Source organism: Nocardia sputorum (assembly GCF_027924405.1).
In the GTDB taxonomy this organism is placed as follows: domain Bacteria; phylum Actinomycetota; class Actinomycetes; order Mycobacteriales; family Mycobacteriaceae; genus Nocardia; species Nocardia sputorum.
Genome location: NZ_AP026978.1, coordinates 4,928,524 through 4,946,748, shown reverse-complemented (window position 1 = coordinate 4,946,748; position 18,225 = coordinate 4,928,524). Strand labels below are relative to the sequence as shown.

Sequence of the window (18,225 nt, the reverse complement as noted above, 5' to 3'; positions counted from 1 at the left end):
AACCGGTCCTCAGGTGCAGGTCAGGAGCGTGCAGGCGGAAGGGGAACGGCCGCGGGCTGCAGCGCCTGCGCACCATCGGGGGCGCTGGTCGAGGGTGCGGCGGTTCTCTCTTCCTCCGGAAGGACGGTCTCTGTCTCGTCATCGACTTCGAGTTCCGCGGGGAGCACGCGCATTCCGATCACCGGGGAGAACGCGAAAACGATCAGAGTCGACGCCGGGAAGGCCGCGGCGATCAACAGCGTCGTCGCTGCCGAGAGGTGGCTCGCGACCAGGCCGCCGGCGAGCGCGCCGATCGGAACGATGCCCAGGGTCGCGAACCGTCGGGAAGCGCTGACCCGGCCGAGTAGTCGCTGCGGTGTCAGGCGAGCGTGCATCCCGGAAGTGTTCACACTGATGACGACCAGGAGGAACGACAGCAGGAAGACCGCGGCGGCGTAGGAGATCCACGCCGGGACCGGAAGGTGGGAAGCGAGCGCAGGCGCGGCCAGCGCGGCGGCCATCGCGAAATAACAAACCACCTGAGTGCGGATCTCGCCCAGTGCCCGTCCGATGTGCTGGCCGACCAGCGATCCGGCGAATCCTCCTGTCGAACCGAGCGCGAGGGCGTACCCGTACTCGCCGGCGGAGAGTCCGCAGTCACGCAACACGTAGACCGCGATCACCGCGTTGTACATACCAGCGCCGAAGTTCAGCAGCACTCCGGCTGTGACCGTCGCGCGCAGGATGCGGTGTCCCGCGACGTACCGGATGCCTTCGCGCACAGCCGTGCCGAATCCGGCCGGTTCGCTCGCGCTGGTCTTGTCCGAGCGGCCTTCGGTGATCCGCCAGACGAACAGCGTGGAGACGAGGCTGACGGCCCCCGCGACCAGGAACGCCGCCGCCGCGGAGGTGGAAGCGATCAACTTTCCGGCGGCGGCCGGAATCGTCGCGCTCGTGACGGTGTCGACGGACTGCAGGCGAGCCGACGCATCCGAAACCCGTTTGCGTCCTACCAGACTCGGCAGGATCGCCGTGTGGGCCACGTCGAAGAAGACGTTGGCTGTGCTGACCACCGCTCCCACCAGCATCAGCTGCCAGATCGCGAGCACGCCGAGGAAGTAGGCGAGTGGGATCCACATGACAGCGGCCAACCGGACGAGATCCGAGACCAGCAGGACGCGTTTGCGGCTCCACCGGTCGACCCACACGCCGACAGGCAGCGCCACCACCAGATAAGCAGCGCGGGAAAGGGCGGCGATCACGCCGACTTGGAACGGGCTCGCATGCAGAACAACGACCGATGTGACGCTCAGAGCCACCACCGTGGTGTTGGAAGCGATGTCCCCGAACGCATTCGCCACCCACAACGCCCTGAAATCCGGCTCCGCGAGTACCCCCCGCAAGCGCATTCGATGTATGCTCCACACGGGCGGGAAACTTACCGAAGTACCGTCCCTATATCCAGCGGGGAGGGGAGTAACGGGGTGGACAGGGAAATCGGTGCGACTGTCGTGTTGCCGACGGTGCTGCGGTCACATGCGGCAGGTAATGCAAAAGTGTTGTGCAGTGGCTCGACTGTCGGGGAGGTTCTGGACTCGCTGATTCGTCAGCATCCCGCCTTGAAGGCGCGTATCACCACGGGGGAAAACGACATCCGGCGATTCGTCAACGTGTATGTGGAAGACGAAGACGCGCGTGCGCTCGGTGGTGTGGCCGCTCCGATACGCCCCGGAGCGACGGTAACCATCTTGTGTGCGGTAGCGGGTGGTTGACATCCGGTCGGCCGAAAATGCGCGAATATTTTGCGATCCTGTTGCTGATCGGAATTATCGGGCACATCGCCTATTACGTCGTTCGTGACGGACCGGGTCATCTACGTTCGACATTCGCACCGGCGTTGGGGGTGCGGATACCTTACCCCGTGAACAGCGTGTGCCACGTCGTAGCTCCCGTGGTGCTCTTCGGGGCGGCGTGGGTGGGAACGGTTCCGGCTTATATCGTGGCCGTGCTGGTATTCACCGCGTGGCTGATGTGCCAGCCGCACCGGCTGTCGAACCACTTGGCATTGTCCTGGATGGCATTGACCTCGCTGGTCTTCGCCGCGTCCGAGCCCGCGACGGCAATGCGGTGGCTGCTGGCGATCCTGTATCTCTCGGCGGCGGCGATCAAAGCCAACCGGGAGTTCTTGTCGGCGGAGGTGAGTGCGGCGAAATTCATGCTTCGCAGGTATGCCGCCCGGATGAGCTTCGCGGCCCCCGAGCCGGTCGTGCGGGTTGCTCCGTGGGCAGCCGTGCTGAGCGAGACCGGGATCGGTGTTCTCCTTCTCGCACCGGGCGGGCTCTGGCCGGCCTTCGTGCTGGCGGCTGCCGTGCATCTGGCCTTCGGCATGCTGGGGAACTTCCACTTCTCGCTGTTGGTGCTGGCCCCGTGGGCGCTGGCGCTTTCGGCGGACGGTCGCCTGGACGGGGTGGTGATCGCCGGAACGGTCGCGGCCGTGATCGCCGGTGGGCTCTGTGGCCGGTTCCTCACCTCGGCCGAGGTGTTCTCGCACCGCCGTGCCGGGCGATGGGTCAACGCGACTCTAGGAGCTGCCTACGGCGCCGTGTGCGTGGGAATAGCCGGAACGGCACATCCCTCCGCCCCGGTCGTGCATGTGGCCGCACTGGCCCCGATCGTGCTCGGGGGACTGAATTTCGGGCTGCTCCTCGTCGGTGTCAAGTCCGAATGGGCGTTCTCGATGTTTTCGAACACGCGTCCCTTCTGGACCGGTCGGATAGCGGGAGTTCCGGTTCTCTGGCGCGAGACTTACTTTCACGTGATCCTGCCCTCCGACGTGATCGCCTCCATCGAAACTCCTGCGCATCTTCGGAGCAAGATCTCGGACCGAACTTCGGTCTTCAGCGCTCCGATGGCGGCAGAGTTGCGGAGGCTGGCTCCCGAGCGCATTGTCCTGCGACGTGCGCGGCTCGACAAGGATCGAATGGTGTTCGTTCCGGATGAGCCGGGTGTTGCCAATCTTCCGAAACGGGGGATCTTTCGGCACCCCCCGATCCTTCCTCGTGATCTGAGTCTTCCTTACTATGGTTGACAGGCACGCCACCGGCGCTCTGCCAGTTCATAATTAGACCAGTAGTCCACCTCTCCGATACGTTCGTGACCCATCTCGTTGTGGATCATTCGCACGGTGATATTGGCGTTTGTATCGGCGTGCGCGAGCAGGGGCCTCACATGTTCCAGAAGGTGATACGTATCTTTGTTGTTCACCATGACATGTATTCGGGAGTGGCCGGGCACGGGATACTGTTCCAGTAATCGGTCCAATCGCTCCGGTGGCGCTGTATGCGCCAATCGAGAGTACGGCGAAAACTCCGGCCAGTAATAGAACGTCGTGGGGTCGTTCTGTGGTGCGACGGCGATGGTGAGTGAGGGGCCGGTCCACCGCAAGGCGTTGCGAATTGCCGCGTAGGCGCCGGCGGAGGAGCCGTGCCACACCACCCCTCGCAGGTCGTCGTCCCGGATCAGCGAATCGAGCAAGTCTGTGACCACGGGCCAGAATTGGTCGTCGCCGAGCAGATGCCAGCCGATCGAGCAGTCGGTCGAGTACAACAGAATCGGGTCGCAGAGGAAAACGCACACCGCACCGAGCCTGCGTGAGCTGCCTTGGCGGTAGAAGACCGGTGGGGTGTACTTCTCCCGCTTGGCCTGACCGTGGACGAAAATATGCAAGTAGGGGTCGCGGATCTCGGCGGGCCTGCGGATCAGCAAGCGCAACTCGTACCCTTCCGATGTCCGCGCCGCTACCTCGTGCAGGTGCGAGTTACCGGTGACGTGCTGTTCGGTTGATTCGCGCACCACCTCGACATCGATTCCGGGTCGGGTGGGCAGGACGCGGCTCATCGCGGGACATGTCCCCGGGCGCTGTAGACCAGGCCCGGGGCGAAGGCTCGCACCACGGAGAAGACATCCGGATGTGTGGACAGATCGATCCAGATCGGTTCACGACCAGTATGCGCGGAGATGCGCTCCGCTACGGCGGCGCGCTCGTCCGCGAAGGAATCCTCGTGCAGACCTTCCTCGCCCACGGCCTCGGCCCAGGGTATTCCGCTCGCGTCGAGTGCGGGCACCGGAGGACGCGCGTCGAGTGCGGGAGCGCCGTCCGAGGGTATGTCGTCCCTGGTGCCGACGATCTCGGTCAGCCGGGACTGCACTGCTTCCGTGACGGCACGTGACAGTGCTACCGCAGGATCGGAATGCGCGCCCGAGCCGGCGCAGGTGAGCGCGAAATCCTCCGACCATATGAAGGCCACTGCGGTGGGTATCCGGAAAGGATTGGGCACCATCGCTGTTTCGAACTGGACGCCGGCGCGGCGCAATTTCTCGAACAGCTCTTGACAGTGGTCACTGTCGACAGTGGACACGTCGATCATCCGGCGTGCGTCGGCCGTCACCGATGACAGCGACGATACGGTGTCTCGTTCGATCAACTCGTACAGCGCATGCAGCAAGGCCTCGTCCCGAGTGTTGCCGGACGCCAGACCTGTACTGCTGGTACGGAAGACTCCCGGACGCCAGTCGTAACCGTTGCCGAACGTCAGATCGACGAGCCCACGCGGAACCATGCTCGGTGTGGCGCTGACCAGCGTTGTCGCGGGGTACCACTCGATATCGAGCTGCCGGACGACGTGCGCGTCCACGCGGAGCTGCAGGTCGGCGATGTCGTAGGTCAACGCCAGCTCATCGGCACGAGCCGAGACCGCCGTCGCCGCAGGGCGTTCGGCGTGGTCCAGCTCGATACATTCCATCACTGCCGAGAGGCGCGCGAGCAACGGAGTCAAGCCCTTGCCCTGCGAGACGACCAGGGTCTCCGACCTCGGTCTGGTCGCCATGACGACCGGTATTCCGATGCAATCGAAGTGTGTCACGTCGGCCACGCGGGTGATACCGAACTCCGACAGCAACGGGGCGATCAACTCCCACGTCTGCTCGGGGTCCCGTGCCCGGTAGGTGCCGTGTAGATCCACGCGGGTATCAGGCACGGAGACCTGCCTTGTTGCGTTCGGCGGCGACATCCTGCAGATAGCCGACGATGAACAGAGCGAGTGCCTCCACTGCGTCCTGCTCGGAACGAAGACCGCGGCGTGCGTATTCGGTGGTCAGGCCCTCCGTCGGAACATTCCACAGCGTGCTCAGCACCGATCGCCCGACCGACCGATGCAGCGCTCGCGGGTCGACCGCGGCATGCTCCGCGGTGAACGAAGTATGCGCCGCGCGGTACGCGGCCGCCGTCGCCCGATCGTGTTCGGTCTCCTCGGCCAGAAGCACCGCGCGATGCGCCGGGTTCGCCACGTCGAACCTGGGGGAGAAGATGACAGCGGGGTCGAGCGCGCTCGCGCCGAGCCGTTGGAGGCGTTCTCCGAGCGGGACGCCTACCGTCCCGTCCGCCGGTTCGAGCGAACTGTAGGCGAGGAATTTTCGCCACACCCGGGGGAAATCTGGATGGAAGATCTGCTGATATCGCACCCGATCCAGATAGCGGATGCCCGAGCCGGCCGGATCAACGATGAAGAAATTGCGCCAGTCACGATAGAACGATGTGATCCAGTCGCGCGGCACAGACCGGACGGCCGCAGGCGCACCTTCGCAGGCGAGTAGCGCCGCCACTGCATCCCGTTTCTTGACGTCGCCGAACTCGGGGTCGTCGTCGAGCCGACGGCCGAGCCAGCGGGCGAGCTCGTCGAATCCCGCGGCGGTCAGCACCTGCAACATCTGACCCACACTGCGTTCGGCGTAGTAGATATCGCGGATCGCGGCCAACGCGGGTCCCACGTCCTCGGGCGGCGAGACGCGCTCGGCTACCGCTGCTGCGAGCATGGCCCTGGCATTGACCAGCGGAACCGTCCGCGCTCGCTGGTCGCCATCGGGCGCGTGCACGACCGCTACCTCGGCATCGTCCCAGATCGTCCCGTCTCGATAGGCTGCGAAAACCTCGCCGTATCCGATCATCCCCAACGGTTCCAGATCTGCCGCCCGTAAAGCCCCGATACTCGCGGTGCCGGCTACGACGACGCCTCTGTCCAGTGCGCCGATGATTTCCTTGTGCCGAATGGTCGCCGAGTGATGAAAGAGCCCGTCGACGATCAGAACGATATCCCCGGAACGAATCGACGAATCGAATAGATCACCGTGTGCGATCGGGCCATTGATTCGCGCGCGCGGTGCTATTTCGAGAACTTCCGCGGGACTGATCGTCGGTCCTGTGAATACATGCAGCGTCCGCATGTGAATCGGAATCCGTCAACGGGGGCAGGGTCCTGCCCCCGTTGACGCGGTTTCCCTAGTCCGCGGTGTCCGCGTCGGACACCGCAACCGGCCGACGGAGCTCGAGAGCGAACAGCTTCTCGAACTGATCCGAAGTCAATTCCGTGGCCAGGCTGACGATATCGCCGTTCTCCGAGCCGCGAACAGGCGAAATATCGGTTGGTGCGGTCATTGCAATTCCCTCCCTGAGAACGGAGCGAACTCCCCGCCCCGTATAGGAGAAGTTACTGTGGAGCGATGTAGCGGTCAACCCCCGTTTTCGGAGCGAGCATCGAAACGCGCTGTGATATGCGCGTTTTCATGCATCCTCTACTCCGCCTCGTAGCGCAGCGCGTTCTCCGAGCGACAGATCTCTTCGATGCCGGAGACGATGTCGCGCAGCAGTTCCGAGGGCAGGGCGGCGGGGCGGAGGCGGCAGGTGAAGGTGATCAGGCCGTGGTCCTCGGGCGGCAGGCCGCGGGCGGCGGATTCCGCGCGCAGGTAGCGCGAGCGCACGCCGTAGGTCATCGCGGAGATGACGGTGAAGCAGCCGGTGCGTTCCCGGTGGCCCGAGAACAGATCGTGCAGGCGGTAGAACACCGATGTATAGCTCGACAGCGGCGCGAAAACGCCCACCCGGTAGGCGGGGCCACGCTCGGACGAGCTGAGCGCTGTATCGGCCAGATACTCGGCATCGCGGAGGGTCTGCACCTTCGGCGCGAACAGCACCGCGCCCGCCGCCGCGTTGCGCACCGGCATGCCCGCCTTGCCCGGCGCGGCCGAGGCGATGGCGCCCAGCGATTTCCGCGCCCGCGACCCGACCTCGCGCCGGGCGCGCAGTCCTCGGGTGGGCGCGGTGGGGTAGAGGCTCGACCACTGGCCGAAGCGCACGGTGCCCAGCTGCACGTGGCCGGTGCCGACCGGACGCGCCACCTTCAGCGGCGCCGTGTCGACCCAGCGGCCGACCTGCAGTTCGGCGTTGCCGGGGCGCGCGATCTCCGCGTGGGCGTGCTCGACGAAGGAGTCGAAGTCGAGGAACCGGTCGGCGTGGGTGGTCAGCCAGGTGTGGTCCTTGTCGACCTCGATCGCATCGAGGGTGAGCGCGGTGATGATGCCGGCCCGGCCACCCGCGCCCAGGATGCGCTGGAACCGCTCGGTGTGATGCGTGCGCCCGCAGGTGCCGATGCGCCCATCGGTGTCCACGTACTCCAGATCGACGATCTGGTCGATGAACAGGCCGTGCTTGTGCGAGGCCGCGCTGACGCCGCCGACCGAGGCGAAGCCGCCCGCGGTGATGTCGCGGTGGTCGCCGACGACGGGCAGGCCGAGACCGTGCGCGCCGAGCCTGCGGTCGACATCGGAGAGCTTCGCGCCCGCCTGCACCCGGACGGTGCGCCGGCCCAGGTTGATGTCCAGCACCTGATTCATCCGGCGCAGCGATACCACGGTCGGCTGCGCGGGCAGCGTGAGCCCCTCGTCGAGCAGCTCGCCGCCACGCACCATCAGCCGTTCCGATCGCCCTCGGGAATCCCGCACCGTGCGAACGACATCGGCGGTATCGCGCGGGAGGTATTCCTCGGCGTTGGAGACAGTTTGCGGCGTGCTCATGGCAGAAAAGCTAACCACAGCGCGGCCCGCGCCGCTCCCCCGAAGTCGGGTGTCACCGCGACGCGGGCGCAAGGCTCTTGCTGAACAGGACGGATCCGGCGGCATCGCACAGATCGACGGTCAGTTCCCTGGATTTTCCGTCGATGCGCACCTCGCCGAAATGCTGGAAGGCGTCCAGGGGTGAGCTGTTCTGCACCGGCGGCGCGTGCACGAAGACCGCCTCCGGGCCGAACGTACCGTCGAGCTGGTTCGGGCCGAACGCCCCCGCGTTCAGCGGACCCGAGACGAACTCCCAGAACTCGTCGAAGTCGGTGAAGGCCGCGCGCTCCGGCGAATAGCGGTGCGCCGCCGTGTAGTGCACGTCGGCGGTGAGCCAGACGACGTCGGTCACTTTGTGCGCCCGGATCGACGACAGCACCTGGGCGATCTCACGTTCCCGTCCCGACGGCGCGCCGGGATCGCCGTTCGCGGGGCCCTCGTAGGCGGTGGCGTTCTTCTGCTCGCCGTCCGGGACGATCAGGCCCAGCGGCAGGTCGTTGGCGATGATCTTCCACGTCGCGGTGGATTCGCGCAGGCTGTCGATGAGCCACTTCGTCTGAGCCGGACCGAGAATGCGACCGTCGGGCCCGTTGTTGGCGTTGTTGGTGTCCTTGTTCGCGCGCATGTCGAGCACGAAGACGTCGAGCAGCGGACCGTAGGCGATCTTGCGATACAGCCTGCCGTCCACCGCTTCCCTCGGCTCCAGCGGCATCCATTCGTGGAAGGCCTGCCAGGAGCGGGTGGCCAGGGTGTCCATGCGGCGTTCGGTGTAGCCCTTGGATTCGGCGACCAGTCCGCCCGGGTACCAGTTGTTCACCGTCTCGTGGTCGTCCCACTGCACCACTTGGGCGACCGAGCGGTTGAAGCGGCGGTAGTTCTCGTCGGTCAGGTTGTAGGCGTAGTTGCCGCGGAACTGATCCAGGGTTTGCGCGACGGCGCTCTTCGCCTCGCTCACGACGTTGCGCCAGATCCGGCCGTCGGGCAGGGTGACCGACTGCTGCAACGGTCCGTCGGCGTAGATGGAGTCGCCGGAGTGCAGGAACAGGTGTGGGTCGCGGGCGGCCATCGCGGCGAAGATCTTCATGCCGCCCACTTCGGGGTTGATGCCGTAGCCCTGACCCGCGACGTCGCCGGACCACTGGAGCCGGATGTCCGCCGCGGCGGTGGGGGCGGTGCGGAAGACACCGGTGACCGGTTCGGAGGTGGCGCCGTCCTCGCCGCGCAGGGTCACCCGATAGTGCACCTGCTGTCCCGCGGGCAAGCCGTCGACCCGTACGCGGCCGGTGCCGTCGGAGTCCGGGGTGAGCAGCGGACCGGTGAAACGCTTGGCATCGCTGAACGATTCCGTGGCAGCGGTTTCCACGATCAAGGTAGCGGGGCGATCGGCGCGGGCCCAGATCAGCGCGCCGTCGGGGCGTGGATCACCCACCGCCACACCGTGGGTGAGCACCGGCCGCGGCCGGACCAGCGCCGGGCCGCTGTCCGGCGAGCACGCCGCCAGCGCCGGGGCCGCCACGAGTCCGAGCGCGGAAGCTCGCAAGACGGTGCGCCGGGATGGTCCTGAGGCCGAGCCGCTCATGAGGCAACCCTGCCGCAACTACCTCAACGCCACGTGAACGGGCCGGGTCCGGGTGGCCAACAAACTCAGTGCGCCAAGCGCTCCAGCCGGTGGTGCAGTTCGCCCGCCCAGTCCACGCCGCCCAGATGCTGGTAGTCCACCCAGAGCGCGTCGAAGACGTCGCGGCCTTCGGAGATCCAACCGCCGCGCTTGTCCGCCTCCAAGACCACGCTCATGCCGGTATCGGTGGGGACGAACGTCACCTCGAGCTGGTTCAGGCGCGGGTAGCGCGGTGCACCGGCGAATTCGATCTCCTGGTAGAACGGCAGCGTCTGCGGGGTGTTGTGCACCCGGCCCGATTCCACGTCCGCGCTGCGCAGGTGAAATCCCAAGCGCTCGACGGCTTCCAGCAAGACGTGCTGGGCGGGCAGTGCGCCGACGCCGATCGGGTCGGTGTCGGCGGCGTCCACCGCGCCGTGGATCTCCACGATCGTGCGCAGCGAGACCACCGTGCCGGGCAGGTGCCTGCCGTTGTAGAACGTGATCGGCGTTTCCATCGGCGCGCGGGCCGCGAAGCGGAATTCCGGCACCGCACCCGCGGGCAGATGCAACGGTCCGTGCACCCCGGTACGGCCGAACGGGATGTCCCGCACGCCTTCGTGATCCTCGTACTCCTGCTCGGCCCTGGTGACGAACTCGACGGCCACGTAGGCGATGTCCTGAGCCACCGCCCCGCCGCGCAACCGGATCACGCCCTCCACCGTGCCCCCGGGCTGCACGCCCGGCGTGAACAACTCGGTTTCCACTTCGGCCCCACCGACCCCGGCCGCCGCCAGCAACTTCTTGAACATGCTCGTACTTTCGCCGCGTCGTCTTACCGAAGACTTGTTCATTACCTTGTGGCCCCCGGACGACTCGGCCGAGTCTATGGCACCGGCGGACGCGGCAGCGCCGGCGCGGTTCGTCATGACGTCGATCGAGTCGCGGTGACGAAGGCGGGGCAAGCAGCGGAATCTGTATCGCCCCAGGGGTTTCGACGCCGTTGTCGGCACCGACGGCGTACGGGCGGACCTGCCGGACGGCTGCGGAGACCATAGCGGACGTTACGCCACCGGCGAGCACCACGGGAGGATCGAACTCGGCCCATCGCGCTGACTGCGGACCACTCGTGCGGCGTTCGGATCACGGTGCGCCGCCGATCGAGCGCGTCCCCACCGACATGCGCGATGCCCGAGCGGGATCCGATCGCGTCCGCGCCTGCGCGCAGGTCGGCCTCGGATCGGGATGCCTCAGATCTTCGTCCGAACGGTCAACGAATTGCGCCCGGCCCGGCGTGTAGGCGCGAGGGTGCTCAGCCCGCGGCGGTGTCCGGGATGCGGACGGACACGCTGTCGGTGCGGCTGCCGCTGGGGACGCCCTTCTTCAGGCTGTGGGCGTAGACGTCGACGTATTCCTGGCCGGTGAGCCGCATGAGCTCGTACATGACCTCGTCGGTGACAGCGCGCTCGACGAAGCGGTTGCCGCCCATGCCCTCGTAGCGGGAGAAGTCGATGGGCTCGCCGAACTTGACGGTCACCTTCCTGCGGCGCCAGCGGAACGGTCCGGGCGGGCTCACCGCATCGGTGCCGATGACGGCGACCGGGATGACGGGGACGCCGGTCTCCAGCGCCAAGCGGGCCAGGCCGGTCTTGCCCTTGTACAGGCGGCCGTCGGGGGAGCGGGTGCCCTCCGGGTAGAGGCCGACCAGGCGGCCCTGGTCGAGCAGCTTGCGGGCGGCGTTCAGCGCGTCCTCGGCGGCGTCGGCGCCGCTGCGATCGATCGGGTACTGACCCGTGGCGCTGAAGAAGAACTTCTGGAACCGGCCCTTGATGCCCGGGGTGGTGAAGTACTCGGCCTTGGCGAGGTAGTTGATCCGCCGCGGGCTCAGCAACGGAGCGAACAGCCAGTCGGCGAAGGAGAGGTGGTTACCCGCCATGATGGCCGGCCCGTCCGCCGGAATGTTCTCCACACCCTCGACCGTAGGCCGATTGTAGAGATGAATGAACGGTCCCAGCAGCACGAACTTCAGCAGCCAGTAGAACATGACGTCCTTCCCCCGGGACCGGGATAGTTGCGGGCACCTGCTTCAATTGCCGACTTTACCGCTGGTGCAAGATCACATCCAACCGCAGCGGCGAATCTCACCACACTTCGGCCCCCACGTCGACCGATGGCGGCGCTCGGCGTGTCGCGGCAGGCCACGAGGGTCGTGGCCGGTGCCGTCACCGGCTGGTCCGCGCCACGCGCGCGGACTTGCGCGCGCCGGAGGACAGTGCCGCCCTGGCGAGATCGGCGGCGCCGATCATGCCCGCGGCCTCGCCGAGCTGGGTGGTCCGGATGCGGGCCAGCGGCCGGTGTCCCGCACCCGTGATCGCGCGCGCGTACTCCTCGCGCGCCTCGTCCAGGAACAGCGGCGCCGAACTGCTGACGCCGCCCGCGATGACCACCAGGTCCGGATCGAAGATGTCGCTGACGAACGCCAGTCCGAGCCCGAGCCAGCGCGCGAAGTCGGCCATCACCCGCGACGCGAGCGGGTCGCCGTCCTGCGCCGCGCCCGCGACCCGCCGCCCGGTCAGCGAGCCGGGGTCGCGTGCCACGTCCCTGGCCAGCACGGAGTGCACCGTGTCGCTGGCCAGCATCTCGATCGCGGTCTCGGCCAGCGCGGTTCCGCTGCAGTAGCGCTCCCAGCATCCGTGTTTGCCGCACGGGCACGGCCGCCCCTGCGGAACGACTTGCAGATGACCCAGTTCCGGCGCGACGCCGTGCGTGCCCCGGTAGAGCTGGCCGTCGATGAGCAGGGCGGCGCCGATGCCGGTGCCGATCGCGACCAGCACCACGTTGTGCCCGCCCGCGGCGGCACCGAACCGGTATTCGGCCCACATCGCGGCGTTGGCGTCGTGTTCCAGGATCACCGGCAGTTCCAGCCGCTCGGTGAGCCGCTGCGCGACCGGCGCGTCCTGCCACGGCAGGTGCGGGGCGAACCGGACGGTGGAGCGATCGCCGTTGATGAACCCGGCGACCGCGAGGCCGACCGCGCCGATGGGATGCCGGCCGGACAGGTCGCGCACAGCCCGGTCCAGCGCGTCCTCCAAGGCCCGGGCCGAATGCGGCGTCGGCGCCTGGACCGTGTCGAGCACCTCGCCGCTGTCATCGATCACCGAGGCCCGAATGTTGGTGCCGCCGACGTCTATTCCGACGGTCAGCGGTCGTGTGCCGGCCATCTGATGCGTCATACCTTGATCGTCACGGGAATGTCGACGTAACGCGGGCCGTCGCCGTCCTCGGGTGGATCGTGACGATGCGGCGCACCGGTTTCCGGGTCGGCGTCGGTGGGCATGACGGGGTCGACCGGCACCCCAGCCAGCGCCTCGCGCAGCACGGTGACGATCGCGGTGCCGTGATCGGCGATCGCGGCCAGCACCTCGTGGTGCTCCCCGCGCACCAGCGCCGCGGCCGCGCACACCGGGCACCAGCTGCAGCTCGCCCACTCGACCTGCCCGTCGGCGGCGCGCCGCAGCACCGGTTCCACCCGCTCCAGCACCGCCTCGGCGAGCAATTTCAACTCCTCGGCGAACTCGCCGAGACCGTCCGGCGCGGTGTGGCCGCCGGTCCCGTCGCCGTGCGGCGCGTGCGGATCACCGGTCATGATCGTGACTTTCGGACGTGCGCGCCCAGACCCGCGGATCGGGCCGGAACCGGACCACCAAGTACTCGTCCGCGAGCTCGGCGCCGTCGACCGTGCACCGCCGCAATACCGGCGCCAGGCGCACCCGGCGCCGGACCCCGTCCGCTCCCACGATCAAATCGTCCTCCACTCGGCCAAGGCGCAACGTGGCGGCGTCGACCACCGGCAAGTGCATGCGCAGCGCGTACACCGACTGCAATCCGGTGCCGGATTCCCGGAGAACCAGCGGTTCGCCGGAACTCGCGTCGACCTCCGTCTGATTGTCGCTCAGCATAAGCGCAGCGTCGCCGGTGTCGCCCGCCGACTCCATCGCCTGCGACAGCGCGGCCAGCGAGTTCAGCCCGATCGGCTCGGGCCCGGCATGCTGCGCGATCACCACCGGGATACCCCGCATCTTGCTCCGCAATTCGGCGATGACATCCGATTGCTCGCCGCGCCGGTTCGAATACCACTGCACCGCTGGATGTTCGGCTCCGCCGGATCCGGAGGGTGCCGGGAGGTCGGGCAGCACCTTGTTCACCACCACGGCATCCAGCCGCAGGCCCAGCAGCGTCGCGGCCGAACGCACCCGCTCCGACTCGGCCACCGCGACCCGCTCGGCCACGGTGATCAGCCGTGCCCCGGTGCGCCGGTGGTCGGCGAGCAGATCCCGAACCTCCGTCACCGCCTTGACGATCCGTTCGACCGTCGCCGCCAGCACGGCGCGGTGCAGGTCGGTGCCGACGGCGCTCATCGCGCGCTCGTGCGGCGGCCAGATCCGTTCCAGGTAACCGAGCAAGGTGCCGGGCGCGGTGACGATGCGCAGCATGTCCGCCGAGGGCGGGCAGTCCACGACGATGAGATCCCAGTCGTCCTCGGCGGCGAACTGAGTGATCTCCACCAGCATCAGCAGTTCCTGCACGCCCGGCAAACCGGTCAGCTCCGCCGGATCCAGCGCCCCGAGATCGACGCCGTGCTGGTGCCCGCGTCCGGTCGAGATCAACCGCGCCACGTCGCGGAACCGGTCCTCGAGCAGCGCGAGCGAATCGATCTCGATCACGTCCAAGCCGGGCATTACGGTGGCGACACCGGTGACGGTGCCCGGATCGTGCTGGAAACGGAAGCCGAGCGCGTCACCCAGCGAATGCGCCTGATCGAGCGAGGCGACCAGCACGCGACGGCCCGACCTGGCCTCGGCCACGGCGGTGGCGCAGGCGAGCGTGGTCTTGCCCACCCCGCCCTTGCCGATGAACAGTTCGACCCTGGTCTTGTGCGCGGTCAGCCTTCGACCCGTTTCTTCAGTTCCTTCAGCGCGGTGTCGGTGATCACTTTCTCGGCCTTGCGCTTGAACATGCCGATCATCGGGATGTTCAGATCGACCGTCAGCGTGTAGACCACCTCGGTGCCCCCGTCGGGCCGATCGATCAGCTCGTAGGTGCCGTTCTGCGCCTTCTGCAACTCGCCGCTGAGCAGCCGCCAGCTGACCGCCTTACGGTCGGCACGCCAGTCGTAGGACAACACGTAGGTGTCCTTGACCACCCCCGCGTCCAGCACGAATCGCGCGGTCTTGGCCATACCGTCCGGCCCCGCCTCCAGCACCTCCACCGACTGCGCCGCCGACACCCACTCCGGGTAGGACTCCAGATCGGCGATGACGGACATCACCTGCTGCGACGGGGCCGCGATGACGATCGATCTCTGGGTCCTGTCGGCCATGCGGACAGCGATTCCTTTCAGCGTCGGTGCCGGTAGATCAAGACTGGGGCGCGGGTGCGACACCCGCCGGGCGACCCGCCTCCAGCCGGGACTTCAGCTCGAACGACATGTTCTTGCCCGCGACCCGGCGGGCCCGGTTGGCAGCGGCCAGCTTGCTCACCGGCAGCGCGGGCTGCGGTTCGGCGTGCAGGAAATAGTGCAGGATCACTCCGTCGAGCGAGGGCTCCAGCCACACTTCCATGGTTCCGGTCAGCGCCCCGGCCACCGACCAGCGGATTCCCTTCGCACCCCGATCCTCCCGGACCTCCAGGTCCAGGTCCGGCCACCACCGGCGCCACTGGTTCGGCCCGGACAGCAGGTCGGCCACGGCGGCCCCCGATGCGGCGACGAAGGTCTGATCTGCGACCTGGATACTGCTCACTCCGCTGAGCGTAGTAGATGCGACGCGGATCACCGCAGCAGCTGTCGCAGGCGCGCGCCCAGGCTGTCCCAGCGCCACTGCTGCTCCACGAACGCGCGCCCCGCCGCGCCCATCCGCGCGGCCGCCTCCCGATCCGACAGGATCTCCACCAGCGTGTCGGCGATCTGCTGCACGGAACGGCCGTCCACGACCCGCCCGGTCTTGCCCTCGAGCACGGTCTCCGGGGCGCCGCCGGAATTGCCCGCCACCACCGGGACACCGGACGCGGACGCCTCCAGGTAGACGATGCCCAGACCCTCCACGTCCAGGCCCGCGCCCCTGGTCCGGCATGGCATCGCGAAGACGTCCGCCAGCGTGTGATGCGCGGCCAGCTCGCCGGACGGCACGCGGCCGGTGAACACCACGTCGTCGGTGACGCCCATGGCGACCGCGAGGGCGCGCAACTTCTCCTCGGAGGGGCCGCCACCCGCGATCACCAGGACCGCGCCCGGCACCCGCTCCCGGATATCGCGCATCGCCAGGATCAGCGCGTCCTGCCCTTTACGTGGCACCAGCCGCGACAGGCACAGGATGGTCGGACGATCGCCCAGACCGTAACGCTCGCGCAGCTCGGCCCGCGCCGCCGGATCCGGACGGAACACCTCGGTGTCCACGCCCGGCGGCAGGTACTCCAGCGCCGCGTCCGCTCCGAACGCGGACGCGAAACGGCGGCGGGTGTAGCGGCTGACATAGGTGACCACGTCGGTGTGCTCGCCGATGACCCGCAGCGCCTGCCTGGCGCCGGGCAGCATCGACCAGCCCACCTCGTGGCCGTGGGTGCTGGCCAGAATGCGTTCGGCGCCCGCGCGCCGCAGAGCGGGCGACATCAGCGCCAGCGGCGCCGCCGCCCCGAACCACACCGTGTCGCACTTCTCGCTCCGCAGCAGCCGCGCGGCGCGGCGCAGCACCAGCGGCGTCGGCAGCATCAGCGTCGTGGGATGGCGAATCACCTGGAACTTCTGCTCGGCGTCGAACTTCAGATGGCTGTCCCCACGCCAGCGCGGAGCGTAGACCACCAGGTCATCCGGCGGCAGCTCACCGGCCAAAGCCTGCAGATAGGACTGGATACCGCCCGGCCGCGGCGGGAAATCATTGGTAACCAGCAAAGTTCGGGCCATGCGCAACAAAATACTGTGTTGGATTTGCCGCGACTTCGTCGCGGCGTGTTCGCGGCCCCCTTATGGCTCGCGTTTGCGCGGCCGCCGCTTGCTCCTTCGTCGCGGACGCGGCGGCCGCGCAAACGCGAGCCGGGCCGCGAACGGCGGATGCTCGGTCTCGCTTCGCTCGAAACCTGGGGTTGCGGTGCGCTGGGCGCGGGAGAGAGGTTGGCTCAGGACAAGGTGGGTGGGGTGGCCTGGGTGGTGCTCGGGGTGATCGTTGACGCGTCGCTGAGAAGGGAGCCGGGTCGCGAACGCTGGAGGTCGGTCTTGTTTCGCTCGCAACCGGATGTTGGGGGCGTTGGACCCGGTCTCCTCGGTGGGCCCTTTGCCGGGGCTTTCGCTGATCATCTGCTCGCCCTGGGGCGGGGCGGGGCGGGGTCGGTTCGGGATGCGATTTGTGGGCGGTATTCGGGGTGATCGTCGACGCAGCGGTCGCTCGGACGCGAACTGGCGCCGTCAGGACCGGAGACGCCGATGTTGTCGCTGCCGTGGGTGAGGGTGACCGTGGTGACGGGCGTTGCCGAGGACGGGTCGCCGGGATCGTCGTCGTTGTCGTGTTTGCGCCACGCGTCTCGGCCGGCGGCGCAGACCGAGACGCAGCGGCGGCGATGTCGCGATGTTGCGGCGGTAGCGGGGTCAGGCGGTTCGGGCTCGTAGCCAGTCGCGCCAGTCGTCGACGAAATCGGCGCGGGTGGTGCCGAGGACTTCGCGCAGGATGCTGTCTTCGGTGGCCGGGTCCTGCTTGCCCGCCGCGATGCGGCGGTAGAGCTGGACGAGGCGGGGCGGGTCGTATTTCTCGGCGACGAAGGCGCAGATCGACCAGGCCTGCTCGTAGGTGAATGCGGCGTCGGGGCCGGAGAATCGGGCGTCGGTGGGCAGGTCGTCGGGGATCCGCCCGGCGTGGCCGTGCGCGGTGAGGGTAGGAGCGATGTCGGCAAAGCGCTGGCCCTCGCGATGGTGGGCGGTGTAGTCGGCGAAGCCTTCCAGCATCCACAGCGGGGCACCGTCGACGGTCTCGGCGCGCGCGGCGATGTGGGTGAGTTCGTGCCGCAGCAGGGTGGCCATGCCCTCGGGGTCGAGGCGGCGCCCGGTGTCGGGACCGAAGACGACACGCTGGCCGGTGGGCCTGCCGCCCGGCGGCAACGGATCGGCGACGGAGGCGGCGGCGACTTCGGCGGGCAGGAGGCCGGGCGAGCGCAGCAGAGCCGCGAATTCGGAGGGCGACGAGGCGACGACGACGAGCGCGGACTGCGCCCAGCCGGGACCCCACACGTCGGTCACCGCGGCGGTGGCGTCGGCGAGCGCGCGCTCCAGCACATCGATTTCGATCCGCTGGTCGGGATGGCCGACGACCAGGGACTGCCGTCCGTCACCGGTCGGCACCTGGCGGGCGATGATCGATCCGAACGGTTCGATGATGCGGCGTACCTCGGCCAGCCTCGGATCGGCGGCCGCCGCCTGACCCACCGCCTCGGCCGCACCCGGTTCCGCCGCTCGCAGTCTCGGCAGCACCGTGTTCGGCACCATGAGCAGCGCGACGCACACGCCGGTGAGCGCCACCACCATCGCGACGGTGAGGCAGAACTCGAATCGCCGCCGCGCCGACCACCACGCGCGCAGTCTCCTCGAGCCGCTCATCGGCGCACCCCGGACGGGGCTACGGCGCCGACGGGCCGTGCGGTGCCGGATGTGCCGCCGGGCTCGC

18 protein-coding genes are annotated in these 18,225 nt (G+C 68.1%); 2 read left to right on the top strand and 16 right to left on the bottom strand.

Annotated elements, in window-relative coordinates; genetic code table 11:
- Window positions 1–20: 20 nt before the first annotated feature.
- Complete coding sequence (locus QMG86_RS22320) at window positions 21–1,388, bottom strand: MFS transporter (RefSeq protein WP_281874622.1); 1,368 nt, start codon at window positions 1,386–1,388, stop codon at window positions 21–23.
- A 75-nt stretch (window positions 1,389–1,463) separates the two neighbouring features.
- On the opposite strand from QMG86_RS22320, the gene QMG86_RS22315 reads away from it, so the two are divergent.
- Both QMG86_RS22315 and QMG86_RS22310 read left to right on the top strand, forming a co-directional pair.
- Entirely contained in the window at window positions 1,464–1,751 is a 288-nt protein-coding gene (locus QMG86_RS22315) for a MoaD/ThiS family protein (protein WP_281874621.1), read from the top strand.
- A 17-nt stretch (window positions 1,752–1,768) separates the two neighbouring features.
- Entirely contained in the window at window positions 1,769–3,067 is a 1,299-nt protein-coding gene (locus QMG86_RS22310; protein WP_281874620.1) for a hypothetical protein, read from the top strand.
- Here the strand turns inward: QMG86_RS22310 and QMG86_RS22305 are convergent.
- The 15 genes from QMG86_RS22305 to QMG86_RS22235 form a co-directional block, all read right to left on the bottom strand.
- Window positions 3,058–3,876 (bottom strand): hypothetical protein, encoded by an 819-nt coding sequence (locus tag QMG86_RS22305; protein ID WP_281874619.1) that lies wholly within the window; start codon window positions 3,874–3,876, stop codon window positions 3,058–3,060. The two genes, QMG86_RS22310 and QMG86_RS22305, sit on opposite strands and share 10 nt — an antisense overlap.
- Window positions 3,873–5,015: a YcaO-like family protein gene (locus QMG86_RS22300; RefSeq protein ID WP_281874618.1), complete on the bottom strand. Its 1,143-nt coding sequence runs from the start codon at window positions 5,013–5,015 to the stop codon at window positions 3,873–3,875. The genes QMG86_RS22305 and QMG86_RS22300 overlap by 4 nt, the downstream gene beginning before the upstream one ends.
- Window positions 5,008–6,258 carry a TfuA-like protein gene (locus tag QMG86_RS22295; RefSeq protein ID WP_281874617.1) on the bottom strand — a complete coding sequence of 417 codons (1,251 nt, stop codon included), beginning with the start codon at window positions 6,256–6,258 and terminating at the stop codon, window positions 5,008–5,010. Before QMG86_RS22295 ends, QMG86_RS22300 begins: the two co-directional genes overlap by 8 nt.
- 55 nt (window positions 6,259–6,313) lie before the next feature.
- The gene (locus tag QMG86_RS22290) at window positions 6,314–6,469 is read right to left on the bottom strand and encodes a hypothetical protein (RefSeq protein ID WP_159840326.1); all 156 of its coding nucleotides are present in this window, start codon (window positions 6,467–6,469) and stop codon (window positions 6,314–6,316) included.
- A 137-nt stretch (window positions 6,470–6,606) separates the two neighbouring features.
- Window positions 6,607–7,884, bottom strand: a complete 1,278-nt coding sequence (locus tag QMG86_RS22285; protein WP_281874616.1) for an FAD-binding protein — start codon at window positions 7,882–7,884, stop codon at window positions 6,607–6,609.
- Between the two features lie 52 nt (window positions 7,885–7,936).
- Window positions 7,937–9,502, bottom strand: coding sequence for an alkaline phosphatase D family protein (locus QMG86_RS22280; protein WP_281874615.1), 1,566 nt, complete (start codon window positions 9,500–9,502; stop codon window positions 7,937–7,939).
- A 65-nt stretch (window positions 9,503–9,567) separates the two neighbouring features.
- Entirely contained in the window at window positions 9,568–10,332 is a 765-nt protein-coding gene (locus QMG86_RS22275) for a sporulation protein (RefSeq protein ID WP_281874614.1), read from the bottom strand.
- A gap of 500 nt (window positions 10,333–10,832) precedes the next feature.
- Window positions 10,833–11,564: a lysophospholipid acyltransferase family protein gene (locus QMG86_RS22270; RefSeq protein ID WP_281874613.1), complete on the bottom strand. Its 732-nt coding sequence runs from the start codon at window positions 11,562–11,564 to the stop codon at window positions 10,833–10,835.
- A 178-nt stretch (window positions 11,565–11,742) separates the two neighbouring features.
- Complete coding sequence (locus QMG86_RS22265; RefSeq protein ID WP_281874612.1) at window positions 11,743–12,753, bottom strand: ROK family protein; 1,011 nt, start codon at window positions 12,751–12,753, stop codon at window positions 11,743–11,745.
- Window positions 12,750–13,166 (bottom strand): hypothetical protein, encoded by a 417-nt coding sequence (locus QMG86_RS22260; RefSeq protein ID WP_281874611.1) that lies wholly within the window; start codon window positions 13,164–13,166, stop codon window positions 12,750–12,752. The genes QMG86_RS22265 and QMG86_RS22260 overlap by 4 nt, the downstream gene beginning before the upstream one ends.
- Window positions 13,156–14,418, bottom strand: a complete 1,263-nt coding sequence (locus QMG86_RS22255; RefSeq protein WP_281874610.1) for an ArsA family ATPase — start codon at window positions 14,416–14,418, stop codon at window positions 13,156–13,158. Before QMG86_RS22255 ends, QMG86_RS22260 begins: the two co-directional genes overlap by 11 nt.
- Before the next feature lie 44 nt (window positions 14,419–14,462).
- Window positions 14,463–14,900, bottom strand: coding sequence for an SRPBCC family protein (locus QMG86_RS22250; protein ID WP_281874609.1), 438 nt, complete (start codon window positions 14,898–14,900; stop codon window positions 14,463–14,465).
- Between the two features lie 37 nt (window positions 14,901–14,937).
- A complete protein-coding gene (locus QMG86_RS22245; protein ID WP_281874608.1) occupies window positions 14,938–15,321 on the bottom strand; it encodes a polyketide cyclase / dehydrase and lipid transport in 384 nt (127 codons plus the stop codon).
- Window positions 15,322–15,350: 29 nt separating this feature from the next.
- Window positions 15,351–16,478, bottom strand: a complete 1,128-nt coding sequence (locus QMG86_RS22240; RefSeq protein WP_281874607.1) for a glycosyltransferase family 4 protein — start codon at window positions 16,476–16,478, stop codon at window positions 15,351–15,353.
- Window positions 16,479–17,156: 678 nt separating this feature from the next.
- Complete coding sequence (locus tag QMG86_RS22235; protein ID WP_281874606.1) at window positions 17,157–18,158, bottom strand: hypothetical protein; 1,002 nt, start codon at window positions 18,156–18,158, stop codon at window positions 17,157–17,159.
- Window positions 18,159–18,225: the final 67 nt, after the last annotated feature.